Raw genomic sequence first — 25,192 nt, 5'->3', positions numbered from 1 at the left:
TGCGCGGCACCACATAACTACCCGGTTACCGGACGGTTTCGAACCCTCGTCCGGCGGGCATGAGGCGTAAGCGCCGCGGGCAATGAGGCCCGCTCTGCGACGGGTCGCCGGTTCACCCCCGAAAGGCCCCCGAGGATCACCGATGATCCCCGGAGCCATCCCGGAGAGCCCCGGAATTCCACGGCCTGTCCCCACGGAAACGGCGTTGTTTCCGTGCCTCACAGCTGAACCACACGCCACCGCCCCCACCTCGGCGGTGTCCGCATGCTGGAATGAGCTATCCACTTCGCGAGAAGCCAGCCATCATGTAACCTGCACGAAATTTCGCGGAGGGCCAACGTCGTCCCTCGGCTGTTGCATATGCCACGACGACGACGGGAGAGCCGATGCGTTCCGACGCCTGGTCGCCCATGGACGGTCGCCCCGCCCCGCAGGGGATGTACGACCCCCGTAACGAACACGACGCCTGTGGTGTCGGGTTCGTGGCCACCCTCACCGGTGTTGCCAGCCACGAGCTGGTCGAGCAGGCGCTGACCGTACTGCGCAATCTCGAGCACCGCGGCGCCACCGGCTCCGAGCCCGACTCGGGAGACGGCGCCGGCATCCTGCTCCAGGTCCCGGACGCGTTCCTCCGCGAGGTCGCCGGGTTCGAGCTCCCCGCCGCCGGTGCATATGCCGTCGGCATCGCCTTCCTGCCTGCCGACGGCCCCGCACAGGCCGTCGAGAAGATCGAGACGCTCGCCGCCGAGGAGGGCCTGACCGTCCTCGGCTGGCGCGAGGTCCCCGTCGCCCCCGAGCTGCTCGGCGCCTCCGCCCGCGCCACCATGCCGGTCTTCCGCCAGCTCTTCGTCGCCGGAGGCGGCGAAGACCACGGCATCGCGCTCGACCGCCGGGCCTTCGTCCTGCGCAAGCGCGCCGAGCGCGAGGCCGGGACCTACTTCCCGTCGCTCTCCGCCCGCACCATCGTCTACAAGGGCATGCTGACCACCGGCCAGCTGGAGCCCTTCTTCCCGGACCTGTCGGACCGCCGCTTCGCCACCACCGTCGCGCTGATCCACTCCCGGTTCTCCACCAACACCTTCCCGAGCTGGCCGCTCGCCCACCCGTACCGCTTCGTCGCCCACAACGGCGAGATCAACACGGTCAAGGGCAACCGCAACTGGATGACCGCCCGCGAGGCCCAGCTCGCCGGGGACGTCTTCGGCCAGGGCCAGGACGGCCGCGGCATCGAGCGGATCTTCCCGGTCTGCACCCCCGACGCCTCCGACTCCGCCTCCTTCGACGAGGTCCTGGAGCTGCTGCACCTCGGCGGGCGCTCGCTGCCGCACGCGGTCCTGATGATGGTCCCCGAGGCGTGGGAGAACCACGAGTCGATGGACCCGGCCCGGCGCGCCTTCTACCAGTACCACTCCACCCTGATGGAGCCCTGGGACGGCCCGGCCTGCGTCACCTTCACCGACGGCGTCCAGGTCGGCGCGGTCCTCGACCGCAACGGTCTGCGCCCCGGCCGCTACTGGGTCACCGACGACGGCCTCGTCGTGCTCTCCTCCGAGGTCGGCGTCCTCGACATCGACCCCGCCAAGGTCGTCCGCAAGGGCCGCCTCCAGCCCGGCAAGATGTTCCTCGTCGACACCGCCGAGCACCGGATCATCGAGGACGACGAGATCAAGGCGGGCCTCGCCGCCGAGCAGCCGTACGCCGAATGGCTGGAGACCGGCGAGATCGAGCTCTCCGACCTCCCCGAGCGCGAGCACATCGTGCACACCCACGCCTCGGTCACCCGGCGCCAGCAGACCTTCGGCTACACCGAGGAGGAGCTCCGCGTCCTCCTCGCCCCGATGGCCCGCACCGCCGCCGAGCCGATCGGCTCCATGGGCACCGACTCGCCGATCGCGGCCCTGTCCGCCCGGCCGCGGCTGCTCTTCGACTACTTCACCCAGCTCTTCGCGCAGGTCACCAACCCGCCGCTGGACGCCATCCGCGAGGAGCTCGTCACCTCGCTGCGCTCCTCCCTCGGCCCCGGCAGCAACCTGCTCGACCCCACCTCGGCCTCCTGTCGCTCGGTCACCCTGCCCTTCCCGGTGATCGACAACGACGAGCTGGCCAAGCTCATCCACATCAACGCCGACGGCGACATGCCCGGCATGAAGGCCGTCACCCTCTCCGGCCTCTACCGGGTCTCCGGCGGCGGCGAGGCGCTCGCCGCCCGCATCGAGGACATCCGCGCCGAGGCCGACGCCGCCATCGAGGGCGGCGCCCGGCTCATCGTGCTCTCCGACCGGCACTCCGACGCCGAGCACGCGCCGATCCCGTCGCTGCTGCTCACCGCCGCCGTCCACCACCACCTCATCCGCACCAAGCAGCGCACCAAGGTGGGTCTGCTCGTCGAGGCCGGTGACGTCCGCGAGGTCCACCACGTCGCCCTGCTCATCGGCTACGGCGCCGCCGCGGTCAACCCGTACCTCGCCATGGAGTCCGTCGAGGACCTGGTCAGGGCCGGCACCTTCATCGACGGCATCGAGCCCGAGCAGGCCATCCGCAACCTGATCTACGCCCTCGGCAAGGGCGTCCTCAAGGTCATGTCGAAGATGGGCATCTCCACCGTCGCCTCCTACCGCGGCGCCCAGGTCTTCGAGGCCGTCGGCCTCGACCCCGCCTTCGTCGAGCAGTACTTCAACGGCACCGCCACCAAGATCGGCGGCGCCGGGCTCGACATCGTCGCCCAGGAGGTCGCCGCCCGGCACGCCAAGGCGTACCCCGTCACCGGCATCCCCTCGGCGCACCGCGCCCTGGACATCGGCGGCGAGTACCAGTGGCGCCGCGAGGGCGAGCCGCACCTGTTCGACCCGGAGACCGTCTTCCGGCTCCAGCACGCCACCCGCGGCAAGCGCTACGACATCTTCAAGCAGTACACCTCGCGCGTCGACGAGCAGTCCGAGCGGCTGATGACGCTGCGTGGCCTGTTCGGCTTCGCCTCCGACCGCCCGTCGATCCCGATCGACGAGGTCGAGCCGGTCTCCGCGATCGTCAAGCGCTTCTCCACCGGCGCCATGTCGTACGGCTCCATCTCCCGCGAGGCCCACGAGACCCTCGCCATCGCCATGAACCAGCTGGGCGCCAAGTCCAACACCGGTGAGGGCGGCGAGGACCCGGACCGCCTGTACGACCCGGCGCGCCGCTCCGCGATCAAGCAGGTCGCCTCCGGCCGCTTCGGCGTCACCAGCGAGTACCTGGTCAACGCGGACGACATCCAGATCAAGATGGCGCAGGGCGCCAAGCCCGGCGAGGGCGGCCAGCTGCCCGGCCACAAGGTCTACCCGTGGGTCGCCAAGACCCGGCACTCCACCCCGGGCGTCGGCCTCATCTCGCCGCCGCCGCACCACGACATCTACTCCATCGAGGACCTGGCTCAGCTGATCCACGACCTCAAGAACGCCAACCCGGCCGCCCGCATCCACGTGAAGCTGGTGTCCGAGGTCGGCGTGGGCACGGTCGCCGCCGGTGTCTCCAAGGCGCACGCGGACGTCGTCCTCATCTCCGGTCACGACGGCGGTACGGGCGCCTCGCCGCTCACCTCGCTCAAGCACGCGGGCGGCCCCTGGGAGCTCGGCCTCGCCGAGACCCAGCAGACCCTGCTGCTCAACGGGCTGCGCGACCGGATCGTGGTGCAGACCGACGGCCAGCTGAAGACCGGCCGTGACGTCGTCATCGCCGCGCTGCTCGGCGCCGAGGAGTTCGGCTTCGCCACCGCCCCGCTGGTCGTCTCCGGCTGCGTGATGATGCGCGTCTGCCACCTCGACACCTGCCCGGTCGGCATCGCCACCCAGAACCCGGTGCTGCGCGACCGGTTCTCCGGCAAGCCCGAGTTCGTCGTCAACTTCTTCGAGTTCATCGCCGAGGAGGTCCGCGAGATCCTCGCCGAGCTGGGCTTCCGCACCATCGAGGAGGCCGTCGGCCACGCCGAGCTCCTCGACACCAGCCGCGCCGTCTCGCACTGGAAGGCCCAGGGCCTCGACCTGGCCCCGCTGTTCCACGTGCCCGAGCTGGCGTCCGGCGCGGTCCGCCACGCCCTGGTCGAGCAGGACCACGGCCTGGAGAAGGCCCTCGACAACGAGCTGATCCAGCTCGCCGCCGAGGCCCTGAACGCCGAGTCCGCCGCGACCGCCCAGCCGGTCCGCGCGCAGATCGCGATCCGCAACATCAACCGGACGGTCGGCACCATGCTCGGCCACCAGGTGACGAAGAAGTTCGGCGGCGCCGGCCTCCCGGCCGACACCATCGACATCACCTTCACCGGCTCCGCGGGCCAGTCCTTCGGCGCCTTCCTGCCGGCCGGTGTCACCCTCCGCCTGGAGGGCGACGCCAACGACTACGTCGGCAAGGGCCTGTCCGGCGGCCGGATCGTGGTCCGCCCCGACCGCGGCGCCGAGCACCTCGCCGAGTACTCCACCATCGCGGGCAACACCATCGGGTACGGCGCCACCGGCGGCGAACTCTTCCTGCGCGGCCGCACCGGCGAGCGCTTCTGCGTCCGCAACTCCGGGGCCCTGGTGGTCTCCGAGGGCGTCGGCGACCACGGCTGCGAGTACATGACCGGCGGCAGCGCGGTCGTCCTCGGCGAGACCGGCCGCAACTTCGCGGCGGGCATGTCCGGCGGTGTCGCGTACGTGATCGACCTCGACCGGGACAACGTCAACTCCGGCAACCTCGGCGCCGTCGAGGAGCTGTCGGACACCGACGCCGCCTGGCTGCACGATGTCGTGCGCCGCCACCAGGAGGAGACCGGCTCCACGGTCGCCGAGAAGCTGCTGGCCGACTGGGAGCAGGCGGCGGGCCGCTTCAGCAAGATCATCCCCACCACGTACAAGGCAGTGCTCGCCGCCAAGGACGCCGCTGAGCTCGCCGGTCTCTCCGAGGCCGAGACCACCGAGAAGATGATGGAGGCGGCGACCCATGGCTGACCCTAAGGGCTTCCTCACCACCGGGCGCGAGGTCGCGAAGACCCGCCCCGCCGCCGAGCGCGTCAAGGACTGGAACGAGGTCTACGTCCCCGGTTCGCTGCTGCCGATCATCAGCAAGCAGGCCGGCCGCTGCATGGACTGCGGCATCCCGTTCTGCCACAACGGCTGCCCGCTCGGGAACCTGATCCCCGAGTGGAACGACTACGCCTACCGCGAGGACTGGACGGCGGCGTCGGAGCGGCTGCACGCCACCAACAACTTCCCGGAGTTCACCGGGCGGCTGTGCCCCGCGCCCTGCGAGGCGGCGTGCGTGCTCGGCATCAACCAGCCGGCCGTCACCATCAAGAACGTCGAGGTCTCGATCATCGACCAGGCGTGGGACAACGGCTCCGTCGCGCCGCAGGCCCCCGAGCGCCTGTCCGGCAAGACCGTCGCCGTGATCGGCTCGGGCCCGGCGGGTCTCGCCGCCGCCCAGCAGCTGACCCGGGCCGGGCACACCGTGGTGGTGTACGAGCGGGCCGACCGCATCGGCGGTCTGCTGCGCTACGGCATCCCCGAGTTCAAGATGGAGAAGGTGCACATCAACCGCCGCATCGAGCAGATGCGCGCGGAGGGCACCAAGTTCCGCACCGGCATCGAGGTCGGCCAGGACATCACCGCGGGCGACCTGCGCAAGCGCTTCGACGCGGTCGTGGTCGCCGCCGGTGCCACCACCGCGCGCGACCTGCCGGTGCCGGGCCGCGAGCTGGCCGGGGTGTACCAGGCGATGGAGTACCTGCCGCTCGCCAACAAGGTGCAGGAGGGCGACTTCGTCGCCCCGCCGATCACCGCCGAGGGCAAGCACGTCGTGGTCATCGGCGGCGGCGACACCGGCGCGGACTGCGTCGGTACGGCGCACCGCCAGGGCGCGGCCTCGGTCACCCAGCTGGAGATCATGCCCAGGCCGGGCGAGGACCGGGCGCCGAACCAGCCGTGGCCGACCTTCCCGATGCTGTACAAGGTGACGTCGGCGCACGAGGAGGGCGGTGAGCGGGTCTACTCCGTCTCCACCACCCACTTCGAGGGCGACGAGGACGGCAACGTCCAGTTCCTGCACCTCATCGAGGTCGAGTTCGTCGACGGCAAGCTGACCCAGAAGCCGGGCACCGAGCGCCGGATCCCCGCGCAGCTGGTGACCCTCGCGATGGGCTTCACCGGCACGGACGTGGCGAACGGTCTGGTGGCGCAGTTTGGTCTCGACCTCGACGAGCGGGGTAACATCGCCCGTGACGGAGAGTTCGCCACCAATGTCGATGGCGTTTTCGTCGCCGGTGACGCCGGACGTGGTCAGTCCCTGATCGTGTGGGCCATCGCGGAAGGCCGCTCGGCCGCCCGCGGCGTGGACCGCTACCTGACGGGCGCCAGCTCCCTCCCGGCCCCCATCCGCCCGACGGACCGTTCCCTGACGGTCTGACCCGGGCCCTCAAAGACGTCCCGCACAACGACGTGCGGAACTGAGCGCGGCGCCCCCCGAATGTCCCCGACCGGACGACTGGGTGGGCGCCGCGGCGCGTGCGGGGGTAGGCCGGTGTCGGCCGTGCCCTGTCAGAGACCCGCTTCCGTGAGGATCCGCTCCATCCCGTCCCGCCGCAGCGCCGGGTTGGCCGCCGCCTCGTCCGCGACCTCCGGGTCCGGGTCCGCGAGCAGCGCTTCGAGGAGTTCGGCCGTGACGCGGGGGTGCCGGGCGGCCCCGCGGCGTACGAAGGCGTCGTCGTCGGCGGCGAGCCGCCGCAGCACCAGCACCGGCAGTTCCGCGTCCCGCAGCGCGAGGTGGCGCACCCGGGGGTTCGGGTCGTCGGCGAAGGTGCGCAGCAGGTGCCGGGGAAAGCGCGGGTGGTCGACGAGCGGCGGCTCGGTGGGGGAGGAGCTGTCGTCGTCGGTGCGGGCCAGCCGTTCCAGGACCCGCGGCGGTGCGTCGGGTCTGCGGGCGGCGGTTCGGCGGACCTTCGGATCGGGGTCGTCGTCCAGTCGGCGCCAGGCATCCTCGGGCAGGTCGGGGCAGGCGGCGAGGACCCGTCGGAACACCGGGTACGGGCAGTCCAGGAAGGCCAGCCGGTCGGCGAGGGGCGCCTTGCGCAGCCAGGTGGGTTCGGCGAAGGACCAGTCCAGCGCCACCTGGGCGGCGACGCTCCCCGCCGCCCGCTCCGCCGCCACGAGTCCGTACAGCCGGTCCCTGGTCACGGCGTCGGCGTGTCGGCTCCGCGCCACCGCGAGCCGCACCTCCGGGTCTTCGACGTCCAGCAGCCTGGCGGTCAGCTCCGCGGAAAGGTGCGGGTTCCCGGCGACGGCGTGCAGGACCCGTTCGTCACCGCCGCACAGCAGCCGCTCGAACTGCTCGGCGGTGAGCGGGACATGGGCGGCCGCGTGGGCGCGCGTGGCGGGGTCGGCGAGGCAGCGCTCCCGCCACTCCGGCGGGATGCCCGGACGCTCCCGCTGGGTGGCGGCCGAGCGGACCCGTGGATCGGGGTCGGCGAGCAGGTCCCGCTGCACGGTGAGCGGCCGGTCGGTCCAGGCGAGCGTGACCGCGACGCGCAGCTCCGGGTCCGGGTCCCGGACGAGCTCCGCCCGTGGTCTGCCGTGGACCTCCTCCAGGTGGTCGAGCCCGACCGGGACACCGAGTTCCACCATGCCGCGGACGGAGTCCGCGAACGCGTCACGGACCGCCGGATCGGGATGCCCGGCGATCCTCCGGCGCATCCGCGCGGAGACCCGGTCCCCGTGCAGGCGCACCGCGGAGTCACCGCCGCCGTGCGTCAGCAGCGCCTCGGCCACGGCGTCCGCCAGCTGTCCGTGACGCTGCGCCATGCCGTGCCGCCCGGCCGGGTGCGCGGCCAGCCGCACCAGCACGTCCTGCGGGGCCGCCGGGTTGCGTCCGAGGCCGGACAGGCGCGGGTGGTCGAGGCTCGTCATGCGCCCAAGCTAGCCGGGGCCGGATCGGCCGGGGCGGTGAGCCGGATCGCCGGACGGAGTCCGGCGCAGCCGGTCGAAGCCCGGGAGGCCGTCCGCGGCCGAGCGGTGCGAGAGCGGCGTGCAGAGGATCGGACGACTGGGTGGGCGCCGCGGCGCGTGCGGGGTGGTCCGGCGGGGACGTTCGTCAGCTCTTGCCGGGGAAGATCCAGGTGACCAGGGACGCGGCGGACACCGCGGCGACCCCGACCAGGCCCATCCAGCGGGCCCAGCCCGTCATCCGGCGTACGGTCGCCGCCCGGGCCTCCTCGTACCTGAGGAGCAGCTCCGCGTCGGAGACCCACCTTCGCCCGGGTCGCTCGTGCACGGCCGAGACCATGATCCAGGACGCCACGAGCAGCAGCAGGAAGCCCGCCGCGAGCAGTCCGACCACCCACCACCGAGGCCCGGTGGTCATCTTGCTCAGGTTCTCCTGGCCCTTGAGCACGAACACCACGGTGAGCAGTCCGGTGATGGAGGCGAGGTAGTTCCGGTACCCCTCGGCCTGCTGCCGGGCCACCCGCAACTGCTCGGGCGGCTCCACCATGGCCTGGATCCGCTCGTCGGCCTCACGCATCTGCTTCGCCGTGTACTCATGAGCGCTCACAGCGACAGCCCCTGCGGCGGCAGCGCGACATAGAAGGAGGCGCCGCAGCCGTCGTCGGCGTCGGCGGGCCTGCCCGTGTGCCAGGTGGTGCACCGGCAGCGCGCGTACCGGGGCTTTCCGGTGGCGAATTCCTTCCACCCGTCCGCGGCGGGCCCCTTGGGCACGTGCTGGTACTCCTCCCAGACCCGGGTCGTGACGCACCGGCACGCGGGGCATTCGCCGGTGGCCCGGACACGGGTCGGGTTCGACGAGACCTGCCAGAGGAAGGTGGTGACGGGCGGGTCCTTCGGCAGATCCTGTGACACGTAGGGGACGGCAGAGCTCATGGGTGTGGTCCTCCGGATGCTGCGGGAAGCTGGAGCTCGAACAGGCGGGCGTAGGGCCGCAGCAGATCGAGGGCCTCCCCCTCGGACCGCTCGGTCTCCTCGGCGCAGAGCACGATGTGCTCGGTGGTGACGGTTCCCTGGATCCGGGGCAGCCGTCCGGTCAACTCCTCCGTGAGCGCGATGACATCGGCCCAGCCAGGAACGATGTCTCGCTCGGCTCCCTCGGGTTCAGGCGTGGTGACGCGTAGACCGAGCGAGGCGAAGGGTGCGTACCGGTCGTACGCGGCACCGAGTGTCCAGCCGAAACGCCCGGCGACGAGGACGAGTTCGAGCGGGCCGAGGGATTCCTCACCGAGCAGGCTGTGGTCGAAGGCGGCGAGATCGAAGTCCGTGGCCCGGAGGGTGGCGAGGGGGCCGTCGACGGGTCCGGGGAAGGCGGGAGCACCGACGCACCGGTACGCGTCGAGTGCGCGGGCGGACTCGGCCAGCGTGCACGAACGGGCCTTCGAGTGGGCCAGCACGTCCTTGATGGCGAGCCGGCTTTTGAACTCGTACCTGGAGTCGGGTCCTTCGTGGACGAGGTGGTCGGTCTCGGCCGACTCGGGCCGGAGCCCACGTGCCTCGTCGGTGAGGTCGGGCAGACTCAGCGGGAGCTGCGGATCGGCGTCGGTCAGTTCGTCGGCGACGACACCGAGAGAGCTCCTGCGCCGGGAGGCGAGCCTCAGGAGCAGGGGGAAACCGACGTCCCCGGCTGCGAAACCCCAGGGGTCCTCGGCGTTCGGCCAGCCGGGGAAGACCTCCTCCAGCAGGGCCACCAGGGCGGAAGGAGTGCGTTCGAACTGGGCCACGATCAGCTCGGCCGGGGCAGGCAGGGTGACGCACTCGCCGAGCAGCGCCAGCGTGCGGCGCAGTTCGTCCGGTGTCGGGCGAACCTCAGCCCTGTGGGCGCCGAACATCAGCCGCCAGGCGCTGCGGAAGATCGTGCGGGGACTGAGCCGGGGAAGGGAGAACGCGCCGGTTTCCGGGCGTTCGATCCAGCTCGGCGGCACCCAGGTACGGCATGCCACGGGGACATCCGGAGCGGAGACACCGGTGACGGCGGTGATCGCGTTGATGTCTGCCGCCACCTTCTCCAGCGACTGATCGGTCCTGGACGCCCGGTCGAGGAGCTGCCACATGGTGAGCGCCCCGGCGGGGAGCCACGGTCCGACCCCGTCGGCGTCACGCGAGACCAGTTTCTGCTGGTACGAGCTCAGCCCGCGGTGGTCGGCCGTCGCCTCGGTGACGGCATCGGAGAGGACGAAGCCGAGCGGTTCCAGCTGGCCGAGCCGTTCCACCAGCGCACGACGCTGGGCGGGCACGGGCACACGCGCGAGCAGTTCCGCAGGCTGCACCGTGCCGTGGAGCCAGATCCCGAGCTCGGCGGACTGCACGCAGAGGAGCTGGATCTCGGAGGGCAGGAGCTTCATGCTCAGGTCGGCCGAGCGCAGCATGCTCGGGTCCGGGATCTCGATGCCGAGGTGAACGAGCCGGTCCACGTCGTCGAGGAGGTCAGCGGCCGGCATGTCGTGAAGGGCCGCCACGAAGAGCAAGGGGGCGTGGGCGGCAGGCGCGGAGCTCCCCTTGAACGCGTTGTCGTACGCCACGTAGAGAGCAGCGAGCCGTCGGGTCGGCGTGCCGAACTCGCGCAGCTCCGTGATGCTTCGCACGCTGGGGACGTGAACGCCCACGATCGCGTAGCGGCGCAGCGCACGGAGGCTCTCGGCCAGCGGGATCTCCACCTGGGCCGCTGCGGTCAGCGGAGCCGTCCACGGTGTCTGCAGGGCGCCCTGGGCGAACAGCAGGGCGTCCAGGCCGATGGGTTCCGGATAGCCTTCCGGCGCGAACGGGGGTGTGGCGGGGGAGGCGAAGCCGAGGACCGTCGCGCGCCATCTGTCCAGCAGCCTGCGTCCTGCCGTCCCGCCGTACGGCCAGACGGACGAGGACACACCGTTGGCGGAATTGCCGGAGTCGAGGGAGAGGACGCCGGCCTTGCGCAGCGGCACCCGAGCGGAGGTGAGGGTGAGCTCGGAGCTGTGGTGGTCCATGAGCCCGCACGCGTCCTGCGGCGCGTGGTCGAACAACTTCACCAGCAACTGCGGCGCGGATCCTGCCAGCGACCACAGCCAGTCCATCGACATCGCATCGAGCGTCTCACTGGCCCGTGGGACGGAGGCGAGGAGCTCCCTCCGAACCCCCGTCTCGTCGTACTCGAGCAGGGAGTTGCGGTTCACGCTCGGCACGGGCCGATGCCTCTCCCGCAGGTTGAACACGTACCCGTGGACCTTCGGGGCGTCCTCCACGACGATGCCGTCCAGGAGCAGCTGACCTTGCCCCTGGACGATCCAGCTGCCGTCTCCCGCGTCCACCGGCTTCTCGGGCCACTCCGCGGTGCGCGCCGCGGGTGCCTGGAGCCGCTCCGGCTCCCAGATCTCGGATCGGATCCGCTCGCCGTCCGGGCCGTACTCGATCGCCGACACCCGGAAGGCGCTGACCCAGAGCAGCCGGCGCAGGGTCTCCACCACCGACGGCGGATCCTTCCCGTCGTCCTCCGCGCTCAGATAGAGCCGAATGGTCGAGCCGCCGAGCTGTGGACCGTCGTCGCCCTCACGGATCTGCAGCAGTCCGGAGCCCGACTGGATGGTCGCCTGGAGCGGGGGGACCGCTCGGTCCGGGTTGCCGTGCTGGTCGATCGCGGTGGTACTGACCGTGACCTCCTCGGCCAGCATGAAGTAGCTGAACACGCCGATTCCGAAACGGCTGTTGAACGCCGCGGGCAGCAGGCCGGCCCGTCTCCAGTTGCGCCGTTCCTGGACGTAGTCGGGGTCCTGTTCGTACCGCTTCCCGGCGCGGGCGAACATCGAGGTGAGCTTCTCCCTGCTCATCCCGGCACCGTCGTCACCACACTCGATGTACGGGCGGCCCTCGTCGTACGCCTGGACGAACCGGATCTCCGGCATCGTCCCCGTGCCGTGATAGCGCCCTCGCTTCTGCCCGTAGAGCATGCGCAACTGCCGGTAGCGGCAGGCGTCCAGCGCGTTCTGGTACAGCTCGCGCACCGCGAGCATCCGGTCGCCGTACAGCTGGGTGCCCATGAGCAGCGGGCGGATCTCGTCCTCGGCGAGACGGACGCGCTCCAGCGGCTTGGTGTACCGGCGGTCGGCGGGCTTCAGGAACTCCGTGGTCACCTGGTAAGGCACGCCCCGCAGGAGATCGGGCGCCGCGCTGCCCGCCTCGTGCCACTTCCGGTGGAGACCGGTCACGGAACCGTCGGCCGTCGCGGCCAGCTGCTCGAGAGCGGCGTGCAGCGCGGGGTGCGGGCAGCTGAGGCGGAGCGCGTAGACCGTGAGGCCACCGCGGGTGGTCTCCTCCCAGCCCGAAGCGGCCGCGGCGGTGATCACGTCGGAGGGGGCGAGCGGGTGGTGCGCCCCCAGGTGGTCGACGAGCACGCTGGACATCCGGCGTGGGTCGGCGGCGAGCAGCGCGGCCAGCCACAGCAGGTAGGCGAGCTCCTTGTTGCGCCAGCTGTTGCCGGGTACGGGGCGCTCCACCCGGCTCCAGCCCGGGTCGTCGGAGTCGTCGATGCGCGGGGTGGAGCCCGGGGTGACCGTCATATGGGGCAGTACCCGCCGGACGGCCTGGTCGACGTCGGAGGGGCGGGGGCAGGCGCCCTCCGATCCGGCCGAGACCGCCCTGACCACCATCCGCACCAAGGCGTCGACGGCCGGGTAGTCGCCGTCGCGTTCCCACAGCGGGTCCCACTCCGCGATGAAACGGTGGCGCAGCCAGTGATCGGCGGCGGTGGCGGCGTCGGTCAGCTTGCGCCGCCGCAAGGTCTCGGCCGCCTGCCTCACCCGGGAGTGTGCCCGGCAGATGTCGGCGGCGCCCTCGCACGCCTCCCGGTCCTCGGCCCGCGTCGGGTCCGCACCTCGAACGGTGTCCCAGTGGTCGAGCCGGTCGGGCCGCAGTCGGGCCAGCTCGCTCAGAGCGATGGCGACGACTCCTTCGTGCAGGAGCGGCGCCGCGAGCAGGGCGGCCGTCTCGGCCGGGGACAGCCGCTCGTGCGGTTCGAGCCGTGCGTCGGCCACGAGCCGGTCCAGTATCCGGACGACCCGCTCGGGGTAGTCGGGATCATGCCAGGGGGTGCTGAGCGGAGCCTCGGTGTCGATGCGGCTCCGGGCGACCTCGGCCGCCAGTTCACCGAGCGCGTGCTTCACCTGCTCGTGGCAGGCTTCGGTGCCGGAGGTGTGGCGCCACAGAGCGGAGTCGCCGACGATCTTCGCCCAGCGCACGGTCTCCTCCGAGCCTTCGCAGAGGACGAGTTCCCGTGCCCACGACTCGCGCCCTTCGGGGGCGAGGAGCTCGACCGCCGGTGACGGTCCGTCGAGCCGGTCGGTGAGCCGTACGATGCGGTCCCGCACGAACGAGTGGATCTTGCCCAGGGTCTTCGGCGGCCGGGAGGCGGACAGCGCCTCGGACAGGGCGAGTCCGAAGTAGCTGCCCTTCTCCGGGTCGGCGAAGGCCGCCTGCCCCTGTCCGGCGGCGCGCAGCCAGACGACGTTCTCGTACTCGTCGCCGACGAGAGGCTTGTCCAGCTTGGGCGCCGCGCCGGGCACGTCGGTCCGGCAGATGTCCAGACAGACCACGACCGTCACCTCCGGGGGAATCCCGTACAGGAGGTCGGTGACGGTGGTCTCGATCAGTGACCGGGGGTTCAGGCTGCCGTCGGGGTGGTGGCGGGCGGACGAGGGGACGAGGTATTCGCGGCCGTCGATCGCCACGCCGTGACTCGAGACATAGAGCAGAGCCGTGTCGCCGGGGGAACACGTGGCGAAGAAGTCCTCCACGGTCTGCCGGATCATGTCCCGGGAGGTGTCGCGGTGTTCCTCCACCGGGTGACCGGGATGGAGCGAGGTCACCTGGTACTCCGAGGCGGAGAGCGACTCTTCGATGCGCCGGACGTCACCCTCGACGCAGACCAAGGGTTTGTACTGAGCGGCGAGTCGCGGGTTCCGGGCCAGCGCGGCGGTGTCCCGGACTCCGATGAGCAGGGCCCTTCGGGTACCGGTCGTCACCTGCGCGGTGTCCTGGGTCGCTCCCCGCTGCGTGCTCACGCACACCCCCAACTCCGTTGTACGGCCCCCGAGGACGTCATGATTCCAGACTCTCCGGGACGTCGTTCCCCGCTTGCGGGATCACCTCCTCAGCCGGTTCAGCCAGGCCGCCGCGCCGTCCAGCGCGTGCTCCGCCTCCGGCAGCAGGCCGAGGCCGCCGAGGAAGCCGTGGAACATGCCGGTGTGCAGCTGGACCTGGGCCGGGACGCCGGATGCCGACAGGCGCCGGGCGTAGGCCAGGCCCTCGTCGCGGAGCGGGTCGCAGTCGGCGAGCAGGATCAGGGTGGGGGGCAGGGCGGTGAGGTCGGGGGCGAGGGCGGGGGAGGCGGCGGCCGGGTCGCCGTCCGGGCCCAGGTACTGCCGCCAGTACCAGCGGGTGTGGGCGGTGGTGTGGAAGAACCCCTCGGCGTACGCGGTGGCCGACGGGCCCGCCAGGCGGTGGTCGAGGACCGGGTAGACGAGCAGCTGTCCGGCGAGCGCGGGCCCGCCCCGGTCGCGGGCGCGCAGCGCGCACGCCGCCGCCAGGTTGCCGCCCGCGGAGTCCCCGGCGAGGACCAGACGGCGCCCGGGGTGGGCCGCCGCCCAGCGGACCACGGTGTCGACGTCGTCCTCGGCGGCCGGGAAGCGGTGTTCGGGGGCCCGCCGGTAGTCGACGGAGACGACCGTCGCGCCGGTACGGGCGGCCAGCGCGCGGCACAGCCGGTCATGGGTGTCCAGGTCGCACAGCACCCAGCCGCCGCCGTGCGCGAACACGATCACCAGGTCGCCGTCGCCCGGGTAGCTCCGGACCGGTACCCCGTCCACCTCGAAGTCCCGTGAAAAGGGAAGGAGTTCGGGATCCGGTGCGGCGGACCGGGTCGCCGCCCGGAATTCGGCGGGGCTCGCGCCCGGCGCCGGGAACACCGCCGTCATCGCGTCGCACAGCGCCCGCGCGGTGGGAGTGAGCGGGTCGTCGGTCATGCGGTGAGGCCTCCGTCCACGGTGAACTCCGCGCCCGTCACGTACGACGCCGCGTCCGACAGCAGGAACGCGACCAGCTCGGCGGCCTCCCCCGGGCGCCCCATCCGGCCCAGCGGCACATGCGACCAGTCCTTCGCCGCCACCGCCGCCGTCATCGGGGTGTCGATCGCGCCCGGGTGCACGGTGTTGACCCGGACGCCGTACGGGGCGAGGTCGCGGGCCGCCGAACGGCTGAGGCCGCGCAGCCCGAACTTGCCCGCCCCGTAGGCCGCGTGGCCCGGCAGACCGGTGAGTCCGGCCGTCGAGGACACGTTCACCACCGCGCCGCCGCCCGCCGCCCGCAGCGCGGGCAGCACCGCCTGGATGCCCAGGAACGGTCCGAGCAGATTGACCCGGAGCAGCAGTTCGAAGTTGTCGTACGTCTCCCGGTCCACCGGCGCGGTGCGCCACAGGGCCGCGTTGTTGACCAGGCCGTCCAGGCGCCCGTACGCGGTCGTCGCGGTGTCCGTCACCGTCGCCCAGTCGTCCGCCGAGGTCACGTCGTGCCGTACGAACACAGCGCTCTCCGGCCCGAGTCCGGCCGCGACCGCCCGGCCCTCCGCCTCCCGCACATCGGTGACCACCACCCGCGCCCCGGCCGCCGCGAGCAGCCGGGCCTCCGCCGCGCCCTGGCCGCGCGCCGCGCCCGTCACGATGACCACCTTGCCGTCGAGGCCCGCCGGCCCGCCGGTCACGTGGCGTCCGCCGAGGCGCGGAAGTGCGGGATGACCGTCTCGCCCCACTGGCGGATGGTCTCCAGGCAGACCTCCTGCGGCACCGTGCCCATCTGGATCAGGCACATCACCTCGTCGACGCCGATCCGGCGCAGCCGCTCCACATACGCGATCGCGGTGGCCGCGTCGCCGTAGGCGTGGTCGGCGTTGTAGGTGCCGGTGTCGACCGGGCGGGCCGGGATGTCGGCCTCGTGCAGCCGGGCGACCAGCGCGTCCCGCTCCCGGGCGAGCGCGCCGACGTGGTCCTCGTCCTCCGCGTAGCCGGTGGGCGCGGGGCCGCCGCCGTACCAGTGGGCGATGGACTCGGCGAAGAAGCGCTGGCCCCGGGTGCCGAGCCGGAGCGCGCGGGCCGCGTCGTCCAGGACGATCGTCGGGCACAGCGCCGAGAAGTGGTCGTTGACCTCGGTGGACACGAACCGGGAGCCGTCCCGGGCGGCGATCGCCTCGTCGTACACCGTCCGCATGGCGCGCACGTCGTCGGCGCCCGCGAAGCCCATCACCAGGGCGCCGATGCCGAGTTCGGCGGCCGTCCGCAGGGTCTCGTGCTTCGAGCAGGCCATGAAGAGCGGCGGGTGCGGGGTCTGCGCCGGGCGGGGCAGGACCGCGCCGGGGCCGATGTCGAGCGAGCCGTGCCACTCCAGCTCCGGCTTCCGCCAGGCCGCCGCGAGGATCCGCAGCGCCTCCTCGGTCTGCGGCGTGGTGTCCTCGGGCGCCACCCCGAACATCCGCATCTCCTGCCGGGTCGCGCCGCGCCCGGCGCCCACGTCGAGCCGTCCGCCGGACAGCACGTCGAGCATCGCGACCCGTTCGGCCACCCGCACCGGGTGCTGGTAGCCGAAGGGCATGGTCACCACGCCGTGCCCGATCCGGATGGTCCGGGTGCGGGCGGCGACCCAGGTCAGGAAGATCTCGGAGGCGCTCATGTGGGCGTACTGGGTGAGGGAGTGGTGCTCGACCGCCCAGATCCGGTCGAAGCCCATCTCCTCGGCGAGGACGGCCTGTTCGACGCAGTCGTGGATGACCTGGTGCTCGCGTTCGGGGGTGGGGTCGGCCAGCTGGGCCTCGAAGATCATCGAGAACTTCACGTGAGCTCCTTCGCTCCGGGGCTGTCTCTGATGCTATTTCGAATAGAAATACTTCTAGCAGGCATAGGGGAGCCCGGGAAGGGGGCGGACGGCCGGTCGTAGACTGCGGGCGTGGCGGATGACACCAAGGGCGGCGGCGCCGGGGAGCGGCCCGGACTGCCCGCGACCAGCTGGGCGGTGCTCGGCCTGCTCTCCTTCGGGCGGGAGCTGTCCGGCTACGACCTGAAGAAGTGGTCCGACCAGTCGCTCGGGTTCTTCTACTGGAGCCCGTCGTTCAGTCAGATCTACGGCGAGCTCAAGCGCCTGGAGACGGCCGGGTACGCCAGCTCGCGGCTGGTCGCGCCGGAGACCGGCAGCCGTGACAAGCGGGTCTACCGGATCACCGACGCGGGTCTGGCCGCCGTCCGCGACTGGGCCGCCACCGCCCCGCTCGACCCGCCGGTGCTCAAGCACGGGCCGATGCTGCGGATGTGGCTCGGCCACCTCCTGGAGCCCGAGCGGATCCGGGAGATCCTGGCCGCCCAGCGGGAGTACGCCGAGACCATGCGGCTGCGGGCCGCCGCCGACGCCGAACGGGCGCGCGCGGACGAGGCATGGGCGTACCCGACGCTCACCCTCACCTGGGCCGAGCGGCACTACGCCGCCGAGCGGGATCTCGCCGACGCGATGCTCGCGGACGTCGAGGAGCTGGCCGCCCGGCGCCGCGAACGGCCCTGACCTGCCCCGGCCGTGACACGCCTCGGCCCGCAGGGAAAATCACTGTCTTGGCGTCCCGGCGCCCGCGATAGTGGCCGCATGAGCTCTCTTGTGCGCCACATCACGATCGACTGTTCCGACGCCTACGCCCTGGCCGGTTTCTGGGCCCAGGTCCTCGACTCCCAGCTCTCCGACGACGACAACCCGGGCGACCCGGAGGCGCTGGTGGAGATCCCCGGCGGTGGTCTGCTCTTCATCCAGGTCCCGGACAAGAAGACCGTCAAGAACCGCGTCCACCTCGACGTCCAGCCGCAGGACCGCACCCGCGACGCCGAGGTGGAGCGCGTGATCGCCCTCGGCGCGACGCTCTTCGACGACCAGCGCCGCCCGGACGGCACCGGCTGGGTGGTCCTCCAGGACCCCGAGGGCAACGAGTTCTGTGTCGAGCGCAGCCAGGCCGAGCGCGACGCGACCGGCGGCTGAGACCCGGCCGGGCGGCCGGGCCGCAGCCGGGGGACGGTCAGCCCAGCCCGTCGCGCGTCGCGTCGAGCACCCTGGCCCGGCACCAGGCCGGGGTGCCCCAGGCGTCGCGCAGCGGGCGGGCCTTGCGCAGCCAGAGGGAGAGGTCGAGCTCCTCGGTGTAGCCGACGGCGCCGTGCAGTTGCAGCGCGGTGGCGGCAGCCGTACGGGCCGCCTCGCCCGCCGTCACCTTCGCCGCCGCGAGATCACCGCTCTCAAAGGTGACCGCCGCTCCGAACAGCAGCGGCGCGGCGAACTCCAGCGCGATCAACGTGTCCGCCAGTCGGTGCTTCACCGCCTGGAAAGCGCCGATCGGGGTGCCGAACTGGGTGCGCTGCCGGGCGTACGCCACCGTACGGTCGAGCAGCGCCCGCCCCACCCCGAGCGACTGGCCCGCCGTCGCCAGCAGAGCCCAGGCCCGTGCCCGGTCCGCCGCCGCGGCCACCGCGGGCCCGGCGGCGAGCAGTTCGCCGCCCGGCGCGGGGCGGCCGAGCCGCCGTACCGGATCGGCCGAGATCCGCAGGGCCCCGTGGCCCGCCGCGAGCCGCAGCTCCTCGCCGGTCACCACCAGGACCGCCCCGGCGGCGTCGGGATCGAGCGCGTACGGGGAGACCTCGTCGAGCACGAGGGTCGCCACCGTCCGGCCCTCCACCAGGGACGGCAGCAGCCGCTTCGCCGGGCCCGGTTCGCCGCGCTCGGCGAGCTCCGCGAGCAGCACGGTCGCCGCGACCGTCTCCACCAGCGGACCCGGCACCGCGTGTCGCCCCAGCTCCACGAAGACGTGCGCCAGTTCCACCGGCAGCGGCCCCATCCCCTCGTACGCCTCCGAGGCCGCGAGCCCGAACACCCCGGCCGCGCCGAGCCGTTCCCACACCGCCAGGCCCGGTCCGCGGTCGCCCGCCGCCCAGGCCCGTACCACCGCCGGGGTGTCGGCGGCCGTCAGCATCGCGTCGAGCGAGCGGGCGAAGTCGCGCTGCTCGTCGGTCGGCAGGAAGCGCATCAGCGGCGGCCCTTCGGGAGGCCGAGCAGCCGCTCGGCGATGATGTCGCGCTGGATCTCGTTGGTGCCCGCGTAGATCGGCCCGGCGAGCGAGAAGACATGGCCCTCGGCCCACTCGGTGTCGGACAGTTCGCCGTCCGCGCCGAGCAGGTCGAGCGCCGTCTCGTGCAGCGCGATGTCGTAGGTCGACCAGAACACCTTGTTGAGGCTGGACTCGGCGCCGATCTCGCCGCCCGCCGCGAACCGGGACGCGCCCGCCGCCGTGAACAGCTGATAGGCCCTGGCCCCGATCACCGCGTCCGCCACCCGGTCGCGCAGCGCCGAGTCGCCGGGCTCCGCCCGCTCCCGCCAGAGCCGGACCAGCCGGTCGGCGGCGGCCAGGAAACGGCCGGGGGAGCGGAGCGTGAGCCCGCGCTCGTTGCCGGTGGTGGACATGGCGATCCGCCAGCCCTGCCCCGGCTCGCCGATCACGTCCTCGTCCGGCACGAAGACCTCGTCCAGGAAGAGTTCGGCGAACGCGGGCTTGCCGTCGAGCCGGCCGATCGGCCGGACCGTCACGCCCGGCGCCCGCAGGTCGAACATCAGATAGGTCAGGCCCCGGTGCGGCCGCCCCTCGGCGGCGGGCGCCGGGTCGGTGCGGAAGATCCCGAAGGCCCGGTCGGCGAACGCGGCCCGGGAGGACCAGGTCTTCTGCCCGGACAGCAGCCAGCCGCCCGCGGTGCGCACCGCGCGCGAGGTCAGCGAGGCGAGGTCGGACCCGGCCTCCGGCTCGGACCACGCCTGCGCCCACACCGTCGCGCCGGTCGCCATCGCCGGCAGCACCCGGGCCCGCTGCTCCTCGGTGGCGTGGTCGAAGAGAGTGGGGGCGAGCAGGTTGATGCCGTTCTGCGTGACCCGGCCCGGCGCGCCCGCCGCGAAGTACTCCTCCTCGAAGACCAGCCAGCGGAAGATGTCGACGCCCCGGCCGCCGTACCGCTCCGGCCAGGAGACCACCGACCAGCGGGCGGCGGCGAGTTCGGCCTCCCAGGCGCGGTGCGCGGCGAAGCCCGCCGCGGTCTCCAGGGACGGCAGCGGCGTCGTGGGCACATGGGCCCGAAGCCAGGCGCGGGCCTCCGCCCGGAACGCCTCCGTGTCCTCGTCGTGGGTCAGGTCCATCCGGGCTCCGCCGCCTTCCCGCTCCGGGTTCCGCGCCGCTCGCGGTGCGCTTCTCCACGCTTCCCTAACAAGTGTTTGGTAGGTTAACGTACGAGCATGAGCAGCACCATGAGCAGCGTCGAGGAGTTCCGCACCGAGATACGCGACTGGCTGCGGGAGCAACTGGACGGCGAGTACGCCGCGTTGAAGGGCCTCGGCGGACCCGGCCGGGAGCACGAGGCGTTCGCCGAACGGCTCGCCTGGGAGCGGCACCTCGCCGCCCACGGCTGGACCTGCGTCGGGTGGCCCGTCGAGCACGGCGGGCGCGGCGCGAGCATCGAGCAGCAGATCGCCTTCCACGAGGAGTACGCGCTCGCCGACGCCCCCGCCCGGGTCAACCACATCGGCGAACAGCTGCTCGGCCCCACCCTCATCGACCACGGCACCGACGAGCAGAAGGCCCGCTTCCTGCCCGCCGTCCGCGCCGTCGACGAACTCTGGTGCCAGGGCTACAGCGAACCCGAGGCGGGCTCCGACCTCGCCGCCGTCCGCACCCGCGCGGTCCTCGACGGCGACCACTGGGTGGTGCACGGCCAGAAGATCTGGACCTCGCTCGCCCACGAGTCCCAGTGGTGCTTCGTGCTCGCCCGCACCGAACCCCGCGCCCCCGGCGCCCGCCCGCACGCCGGGCTCTCCTACCTGCTCGTCCCGCTCGACCAGCCCGGCGTCGAGATCCGGCCCATCGTGCAGCTCACCGGCACCAGCGAGTTCAACGAGGTCTTCTTCGACGGCGCCACCACCCCCGCCTCGTACGTCGTCGGCGCCCCCGGCGACGGCTGGCGGATCGCCATGGCCACCCTCGGCTACGAACGCGGCGCCTCCACCCTCGGCCAGCAGGTCGGCTTCCGGCGCGAACTCACCGCCCTGGTCGACCTCGCCCGCGCCAACGGCGCCGTCGACGACCCGCTCGTCCGCGCCCGCCTGGTCAGCGCCTGGGCCGGACTGCGCACGCTGCGCGCCAACGCGCTCGCCGGGGTCGACCCCTCGCTCGCCAAGCTCTGCTGGTCGCACTGGCACCGCGACCTCGGCGAACTCGCCATGGACATCCGGGGCGCCGCCGGCACCCTCGCCGCGGCCGGGACCCGCGCCGACGGCTCGTACGACCTCGAAGGTGCCTACGAACTCGACGACTGGCAGCGGCTGTTCCTGTTCTCCCGCGCCGACACCATCTACGCCGGGTCCAGCGAGATCCAGCGCACCATCATCGCCGAGCGGGTGCTCGGCCTGCCGAAGGAGCCCCGCGCATGAGCCCCGCTCCCGCCCCCGGCACCACGCCCGGCCCCGGCGCCACGCCCGCGCCCGGGTCCGCGCCCGCCTACGTCCCCGGGCACGGGCTGCTCGCCGGGCGGACCGCCGTCGTCACCGCCGCCGCGGGCGCGGGCATCGGCGGCGCCACCGCCCGCCGCCTCCTGGAGGAGGGCGCCCGGGTCCTCATCGGCGACGCCCACACCCGCCGCCTCAAGGAGACCGAGGAGGCGCTCGCCGCCGAGTTCGGCGCCGACGCCGTCGCCGCCCAGCCCTGCGACGTCACCGACGAGGCCCAGGTCCAGGCGTTCTACGCCACCGCCGTACGCCTCCACGGCCGCCTCGACGTCCTCGTCAACAACGCCGGACTCGGCGGCACCGCGCCGCTCGCCGACATGACCGACGAACAGTGGGACCGGGTCCTCGACGTCACCCTCACCGGCACCATGCGCTGCGTCCGCGCCGCCCTCCGCCACTTCCGCGACACCCCGTCCCCCGGCGTCGTCGTCAACAACGCCTCCGTCGTCGGCTGGCGCGCCCAGGCCGGACAGGCCCACTACGCCGCCGCCAAGGCCGGGGTGATGGCCCTCACCCGCTGCGCCGCCGTCGAGGCCGCCCCGCTCGGCGTCCGCGTCAACGCCGTCGCCCCCTCCCTCGCCATGCACCCCCACCTGGTCAAGGTCACCTCCGCCGAACTGCTCGACGAGCTCACCGCGCGCGAGGCGTTCGGCCGGTACGCGGAGCCCTGGGAGGTCGCCAACGTGATCGTCTTCCTGGCCAGCGGCTACTCCTCGTACATGACCGGCGAGACGGTCGCCGTCAGCAGCCAGCACCCGTAGGGATCGGAGACGGCCGGGGACGACAATGGACGGGTGCCAACGACCAAGAAGAAGACGCAGGTGACCGCCTCGCCCGAGCGGCGCAGGGAACTCCTCGACACGGCGGCCGAGGTGTTCGCCGCCCAGGGGTACAACGCCACCACCGTCCGCAAGATCGCCGACGAGGCGGGCATGCTCGCCGGCAGCCTCTACTACCACTTCGATTCCAAGGAATCGATGCTCGACGAGATCCTCTCCACCTTCCTGACCGAGCTCTGGGACGGCTACGACGCCGTGCTCGCCGCCGGGCTCGGCCCCAGGGAGACCATCGAGGCCCTGGTCACCGAGTCCTTCCGGGAGATCGACCGGTACCGCGCCGCCGTCGCGATCTACCAGAAGGAGGCCCGTCACCTCACCGACCAGCCCCGCTTCCACTACCTCACCGACTCGCAGGTCAAGTTCGAGAAGGCATGGCTCGGCACCCTGGAACGGGGCGTCGGGTCCGGCGCCTTCCGCGCCGACCTCGACATCCGCCTCACCTACCGCTTCGTGCGCGACACCGTCTGGGTCGCCGCGAGCTGGTACCGCCCGGGCGGCCAGCACAGTCCCGAGGAGATCGCCCGCCAGTACCTGTCGATGGTCCTGGACGGGATCGCCGTACGCACCCCCTAGCGCACCCCGCTGCGCACCCCGTAGCCACAGGAGGAACAGTCATGGCCGAGGCATACATCGTCGACGCGGTCCGCACCCCGGTGGGCCGCCGCAAGGGCGGACTCGGCGCCGTGCACCCGGCGGACCTCGGCGCCCATGTCCTGAAGGCGCTGGTCGAGCGCTCCGGCGTCGACCCGGCGGCCGTCGAGGACGTGGTCTTCGGCTGCCTCGACACCGTCGGACCGCAGGCCGGTGACATCGCCCGCACCAGCTGGCTGGCGGCCGGACTGCCCGAGGAGGTGCCCGGCGTCACGATCGACCGGCAGTGCGGCTCCTCGCAGCAGGCCGTCCACTTCGCCGCCCAGGGCGTGCTCTCCGGCACCCAGGACCTGGTCGTCGCCGGCGGCACCCAGAACATGACCATGATCCCGATCGCCTTCGCCTCCCGGCAGGCCGCCGAACCCCTCGGCCTGACCGAGGGCCCGTACGCCGGTTCCGAGGGCTGGCGCGCCCGGTACGGCGACGCTCCCGTCAACCAGTTCCACGGCGCCGAACTCATCGCCGCCAAGTGGGGCATCACCCGCCGCGACCAGGAGGAGTTCGCGCTGCGCTCGCACCAGCGGGCGCTGCGCGCGATCGACGAGGGCCGCTTCACGAGGGAGACGGTCGGGTACGGGGACGTCACCGTCGACGAGGGCCCGCGCCGCGACACCAGCCTGGCGAAGATGGCCGGTCTGCAGCCGGTCGTCGAGGGCGGCACCATCACCCCCGCCTGCTCCTCGCAGGTCTCCGACGGGGCCGCGGCGATGCTCCTCGCCGGCGAGCGCGCGGTCCGCGAGCACGGCCTCACCCCGCGGGCCCGCATCCACCACCTGTCGGTGCGCGGCGAGGACCCGATCCGGATGCTGTCGGCGCCGATCCCGGCGACGGCGTACGCCCTGAAGAAGGCCGGCATGACCCTCGACGACATCGACCTGGTCGAGATCAACGAGGCGTTCGCCCCGGTCGTCCTCGCCTGGCTGAAGGAGACCGGCGCCGACCCGGAGAAGGTCAACGTCAACGGCGGCGCCATCGCGCTCGGCCACCCGCTGGGCGCGACCGGCGTGCGGCTGATGACGACGCTGCTGCACGAACTGGAGCGCACGGGCGGGCGGTTCGGACTCCAGACGATGTGCGAGGGTGGCGGGCAGGCGAACGTGACGATCATCGAGCGGTTGTAACGGAGCAGTTCTCGGTACGAGTTCGGGAAGCGCGCGGACGAGGAGCGGGCCCCCGGCGCCGGGGGCCCGCTCCGTGTGCGTGCCGTACGACCGCTCAGCCGACCAGCCGCTCCCGCAGCGCCGCCAGCGTCCGCAGGTCCAGGCCCAGGCCGTCCGTCGCGTACCGGTAGAGGCTGCCGTAGCCGGTGTTCAGCTCGGCGAGGGCCGCGTCCAGGTACTCCCGGCGGACCTCCTGGAGCGGGATGATCAGCTCGGGGTGCTGCATCAGACCGCCCTGCTTCAGGCCCTCGCGGACCCTGGCGTCGTAGGCGGCGCGGAAGGTGTTGGAGGCCAGGTAGTCCTCGGTGGCCGTCCGCTCCGGCACCCCGACCAGGTTGAGCGCCAGCCAGCTGACCCAGCCGGTGCGGTCCTTGCCCGAGGTGCAGTGGTAGAGCAGCGGTCCGGCGCCCGGCGCCGCCAGGTCGCGCAGGGTGGCGCCGATCCGTTCCCGGTTGGCGGCGCTGGTGACGAAGGTGCGGTACACCCCGGTCATGAAGGCGGCGGCCCGGCCGCCGCCCAGCATCTCCTCCTGCTTCACCGGGTCGCGCGAGCCGATCGCCGCGAGCAGCTGCCCGTACAGCCCGTTGTCGGTGACCGGCCGCGCCACCCCGGCGGCCCCGGCCGGGAGCCGGTCGGCGCCGTCGGACTGCACTTCGAGCGGGATCCGGAAGTCGATCACCCGGGTCAGCCGGAGCCCGCCGAGCGTCGCCACGTCGGCGTCGGTCAGCTTGCCCAGGTGGTCGCCCCGGAAGACCAGGCCCTGGCGGACCCGCTTCCCGTCGTAGGTGAGGTAGCCGCCCAGGTCACGGACGTTGACCGCGCCCTGGAGCGGGATCTGGCGGGGGGCCGCGGCCGCGCGCGGGCCGCGTGGTGCGGCCAGGGCCGACGGCCCGGTGGCCGCGAGCAGCGCGGTGGCGGCGGCGGTGCCCAGCAGTGCGCGTCTCGACAGAGACATCGAGGG

The 25,192-nt window shown here is 72.7% G+C and carries 18 protein-coding genes; 8 read left to right on the top strand and 10 right to left on the bottom strand.

Annotated elements, in window-relative coordinates:
* Positions 1–386: 386 nt before the first annotated feature.
* Positions 387–4,961, top strand: a complete 4,575-nt coding sequence (gltB, locus tag ACIPXM_RS10240; protein ID WP_401654032.1) for a glutamate synthase large subunit — start codon at positions 387–389, stop codon at positions 4,959–4,961.
* Positions 4,954–6,414, top strand: a complete 1,461-nt coding sequence (locus tag ACIPXM_RS10235; RefSeq protein ID WP_401654030.1) for a glutamate synthase subunit beta — start codon at positions 4,954–4,956, stop codon at positions 6,412–6,414. Before gltB ends, ACIPXM_RS10235 begins: the two co-directional genes overlap by 8 nt.
* 131 nt (positions 6,415–6,545) lie before the next feature.
* Here ACIPXM_RS10235 and ACIPXM_RS10230 read toward each other — a convergent pair whose 3' ends face one another.
* The 7 genes from ACIPXM_RS10230 to ACIPXM_RS10200 all read right to left on the bottom strand — a co-directional run bounded on the left by ACIPXM_RS10230 (position 6,546) and on the right by ACIPXM_RS10200 (position 16,850).
* Positions 6,546–7,910, bottom strand: a complete 1,365-nt coding sequence (locus tag ACIPXM_RS10230; protein WP_401654028.1) for a hypothetical protein — start codon at positions 7,908–7,910, stop codon at positions 6,546–6,548.
* A gap of 184 nt (positions 7,911–8,094) precedes the next feature.
* Complete coding sequence (locus ACIPXM_RS10225; protein WP_401654026.1) at positions 8,095–8,553, bottom strand: hypothetical protein; 459 nt, start codon at positions 8,551–8,553, stop codon at positions 8,095–8,097.
* Positions 8,550–8,879 carry a hypothetical protein gene (locus tag ACIPXM_RS10220; protein ID WP_401654024.1) on the bottom strand — a complete coding sequence of 110 codons (330 nt, stop codon included), beginning with the start codon at positions 8,877–8,879 and terminating at the stop codon, positions 8,550–8,552. The genes ACIPXM_RS10225 and ACIPXM_RS10220 overlap by 4 nt, the downstream gene beginning before the upstream one ends.
* Positions 8,876–14,032, bottom strand: coding sequence for a caspase family protein (locus ACIPXM_RS10215; RefSeq protein ID WP_401654022.1), 5,157 nt, complete (start codon positions 14,030–14,032; stop codon positions 8,876–8,878). The genes ACIPXM_RS10220 and ACIPXM_RS10215 overlap by 4 nt, the downstream gene beginning before the upstream one ends.
* A gap of 81 nt (positions 14,033–14,113) precedes the next feature.
* Positions 14,114–14,992, bottom strand: a complete 879-nt coding sequence (locus ACIPXM_RS10210; RefSeq protein WP_401654020.1) for an alpha/beta hydrolase — start codon at positions 14,990–14,992, stop codon at positions 14,114–14,116.
* Positions 14,989–15,726, bottom strand: a complete 738-nt coding sequence (locus ACIPXM_RS10205) for a glucose 1-dehydrogenase (RefSeq protein ID WP_401654018.1) — start codon at positions 15,724–15,726, stop codon at positions 14,989–14,991. Before ACIPXM_RS10205 ends, ACIPXM_RS10210 begins: the two co-directional genes overlap by 4 nt.
* On the bottom strand, positions 15,723–16,850 hold the full coding sequence (locus tag ACIPXM_RS10200) for an LLM class flavin-dependent oxidoreductase (protein ID WP_401654016.1): 1,128 nt from the start codon (positions 16,848–16,850) through the stop codon (positions 15,723–15,725). Before ACIPXM_RS10200 ends, ACIPXM_RS10205 begins: the two co-directional genes overlap by 4 nt.
* A gap of 111 nt (positions 16,851–16,961) precedes the next feature.
* Here ACIPXM_RS10200 and ACIPXM_RS10195 point away from each other — a divergent pair, with 111 nt between their 5' ends.
* Together ACIPXM_RS10195 and ACIPXM_RS10190 are read left to right on the top strand one after the other, a co-directional pair.
* A complete protein-coding gene (locus ACIPXM_RS10195) occupies positions 16,962–17,567 on the top strand; it encodes a PadR family transcriptional regulator (protein ID WP_401654014.1) in 606 nt (201 codons plus the stop codon).
* Between the two features lie 78 nt (positions 17,568–17,645).
* On the top strand, positions 17,646–18,029 hold the full coding sequence (locus ACIPXM_RS10190; RefSeq protein WP_401654012.1) for a VOC family protein: 384 nt from the start codon (positions 17,646–17,648) through the stop codon (positions 18,027–18,029).
* Positions 18,030–18,066: 37 nt separating this feature from the next.
* Here ACIPXM_RS10190 and ACIPXM_RS10185 read toward each other — a convergent pair whose 3' ends face one another.
* Together ACIPXM_RS10185 and ACIPXM_RS10180 are read right to left on the bottom strand one after the other, a co-directional pair.
* Positions 18,067–19,065, bottom strand: coding sequence for an acyl-CoA dehydrogenase family protein (locus ACIPXM_RS10185; RefSeq protein ID WP_401654010.1), 999 nt, complete (start codon positions 19,063–19,065; stop codon positions 18,067–18,069).
* On the bottom strand, positions 19,065–20,219 hold the full coding sequence (locus ACIPXM_RS10180) for an acyl-CoA dehydrogenase family protein (RefSeq protein WP_401654008.1): 1,155 nt from the start codon (positions 20,217–20,219) through the stop codon (positions 19,065–19,067). Before ACIPXM_RS10180 ends, ACIPXM_RS10185 begins: the two co-directional genes overlap by 1 nt.
* A gap of 108 nt (positions 20,220–20,327) precedes the next feature.
* Here ACIPXM_RS10180 and ACIPXM_RS10175 point away from each other — a divergent pair, with 108 nt between their 5' ends.
* The 4 genes from ACIPXM_RS10175 to ACIPXM_RS10160 are packed head-to-tail and all read left to right on the top strand — an operon-like array spanning position 20,328 to position 24,192.
* Positions 20,328–21,506: an acyl-CoA dehydrogenase family protein gene (locus ACIPXM_RS10175; RefSeq protein WP_401654789.1), complete on the top strand. Its 1,179-nt coding sequence runs from the start codon at positions 20,328–20,330 to the stop codon at positions 21,504–21,506.
* A complete protein-coding gene (locus tag ACIPXM_RS10170) occupies positions 21,503–22,342 on the top strand; it encodes an SDR family oxidoreductase (RefSeq protein ID WP_401654006.1) in 840 nt (279 codons plus the stop codon). The genes ACIPXM_RS10175 and ACIPXM_RS10170 overlap by 4 nt, the downstream gene beginning before the upstream one ends.
* A gap of 33 nt (positions 22,343–22,375) precedes the next feature.
* Positions 22,376–22,993, top strand: a complete 618-nt coding sequence (locus ACIPXM_RS10165) for a TetR/AcrR family transcriptional regulator (protein WP_401654004.1) — start codon at positions 22,376–22,378, stop codon at positions 22,991–22,993.
* 41 nt (positions 22,994–23,034) lie between these two features.
* On the top strand, positions 23,035–24,192 hold the full coding sequence (locus ACIPXM_RS10160) for an acetyl-CoA C-acetyltransferase (protein WP_401654002.1): 1,158 nt from the start codon (positions 23,035–23,037) through the stop codon (positions 24,190–24,192).
* 94 nt (positions 24,193–24,286) lie between these two features.
* On the opposite strand, the gene ACIPXM_RS10155 is transcribed toward ACIPXM_RS10160, so the two are convergent.
* On the bottom strand, positions 24,287–25,186 hold the full coding sequence (locus tag ACIPXM_RS10155; RefSeq protein ID WP_401654000.1) for a tyrosine-protein phosphatase: 900 nt from the start codon (positions 25,184–25,186) through the stop codon (positions 24,287–24,289).
* Positions 25,187–25,192: the final 6 nt, after the last annotated feature.

Source organism: Streptomyces sp. NPDC090025, assembly GCF_044748125.1.
Taxonomy (GTDB): Bacteria; Actinomycetota; Actinomycetes; order Streptomycetales; family Streptomycetaceae; genus Streptomyces.
This window is presented reverse-complemented; position numbering and strand designations above follow the sequence as displayed.

Excerpts from the sequence above, each read along its gene's own strand:
- ACIPXM_RS10185 (WP_401654010.1), bottom strand. The coding sequence starts at position 19,065 with ATGCGCTTCCTGCCGACCGACGAGCAGCGCGACTTCGCCCGCTCGCTC.
- ACIPXM_RS10235 (WP_401654030.1), top strand. The coding sequence starts at position 4,954 with ATGGCTGACCCTAAGGGCTTCCTCACCACCGGGCGCGAGGTCGCGAAG.
- ACIPXM_RS10170 (WP_401654006.1), top strand. The coding sequence starts at position 21,503 with ATGAGCCCCGCTCCCGCCCCCGGCACCACGCCCGGCCCCGGCGCCACG.
- ACIPXM_RS10190 (WP_401654012.1), top strand. The coding sequence starts at position 17,646 with ATGAGCTCTCTTGTGCGCCACATCACGATCGACTGTTCCGACGCCTAC.
- gltB (WP_401654032.1), top strand. The coding sequence starts at position 387 with ATGCGTTCCGACGCCTGGTCGCCCATGGACGGTCGCCCCGCCCCGCAG.
- ACIPXM_RS10220 (WP_401654024.1), bottom strand. The coding sequence starts at position 8,879 with ATGAGCTCTGCCGTCCCCTACGTGTCACAGGATCTGCCGAAGGACCCG.
- ACIPXM_RS10155 (WP_401654000.1), bottom strand. The coding sequence starts at position 25,186 with ATGTCTCTGTCGAGACGCGCACTGCTGGGCACCGCCGCCGCCACCGCG.
- ACIPXM_RS10180 (WP_401654008.1), bottom strand. The coding sequence starts at position 20,219 with ATGGACCTGACCCACGACGAGGACACGGAGGCGTTCCGGGCGGAGGCC.
- ACIPXM_RS10210 (WP_401654020.1), bottom strand. The coding sequence starts at position 14,992 with ATGACCGACGACCCGCTCACTCCCACCGCGCGGGCGCTGTGCGACGCG.
- ACIPXM_RS10160 (WP_401654002.1), top strand. The coding sequence starts at position 23,035 with ATGGCCGAGGCATACATCGTCGACGCGGTCCGCACCCCGGTGGGCCGC.
- ACIPXM_RS10230 (WP_401654028.1), bottom strand. The coding sequence starts at position 7,910 with ATGACGAGCCTCGACCACCCGCGCCTGTCCGGCCTCGGACGCAACCCG.
- ACIPXM_RS10175 (WP_401654789.1), top strand. The coding sequence starts at position 20,328 with ATGAGCAGCGTCGAGGAGTTCCGCACCGAGATACGCGACTGGCTGCGG.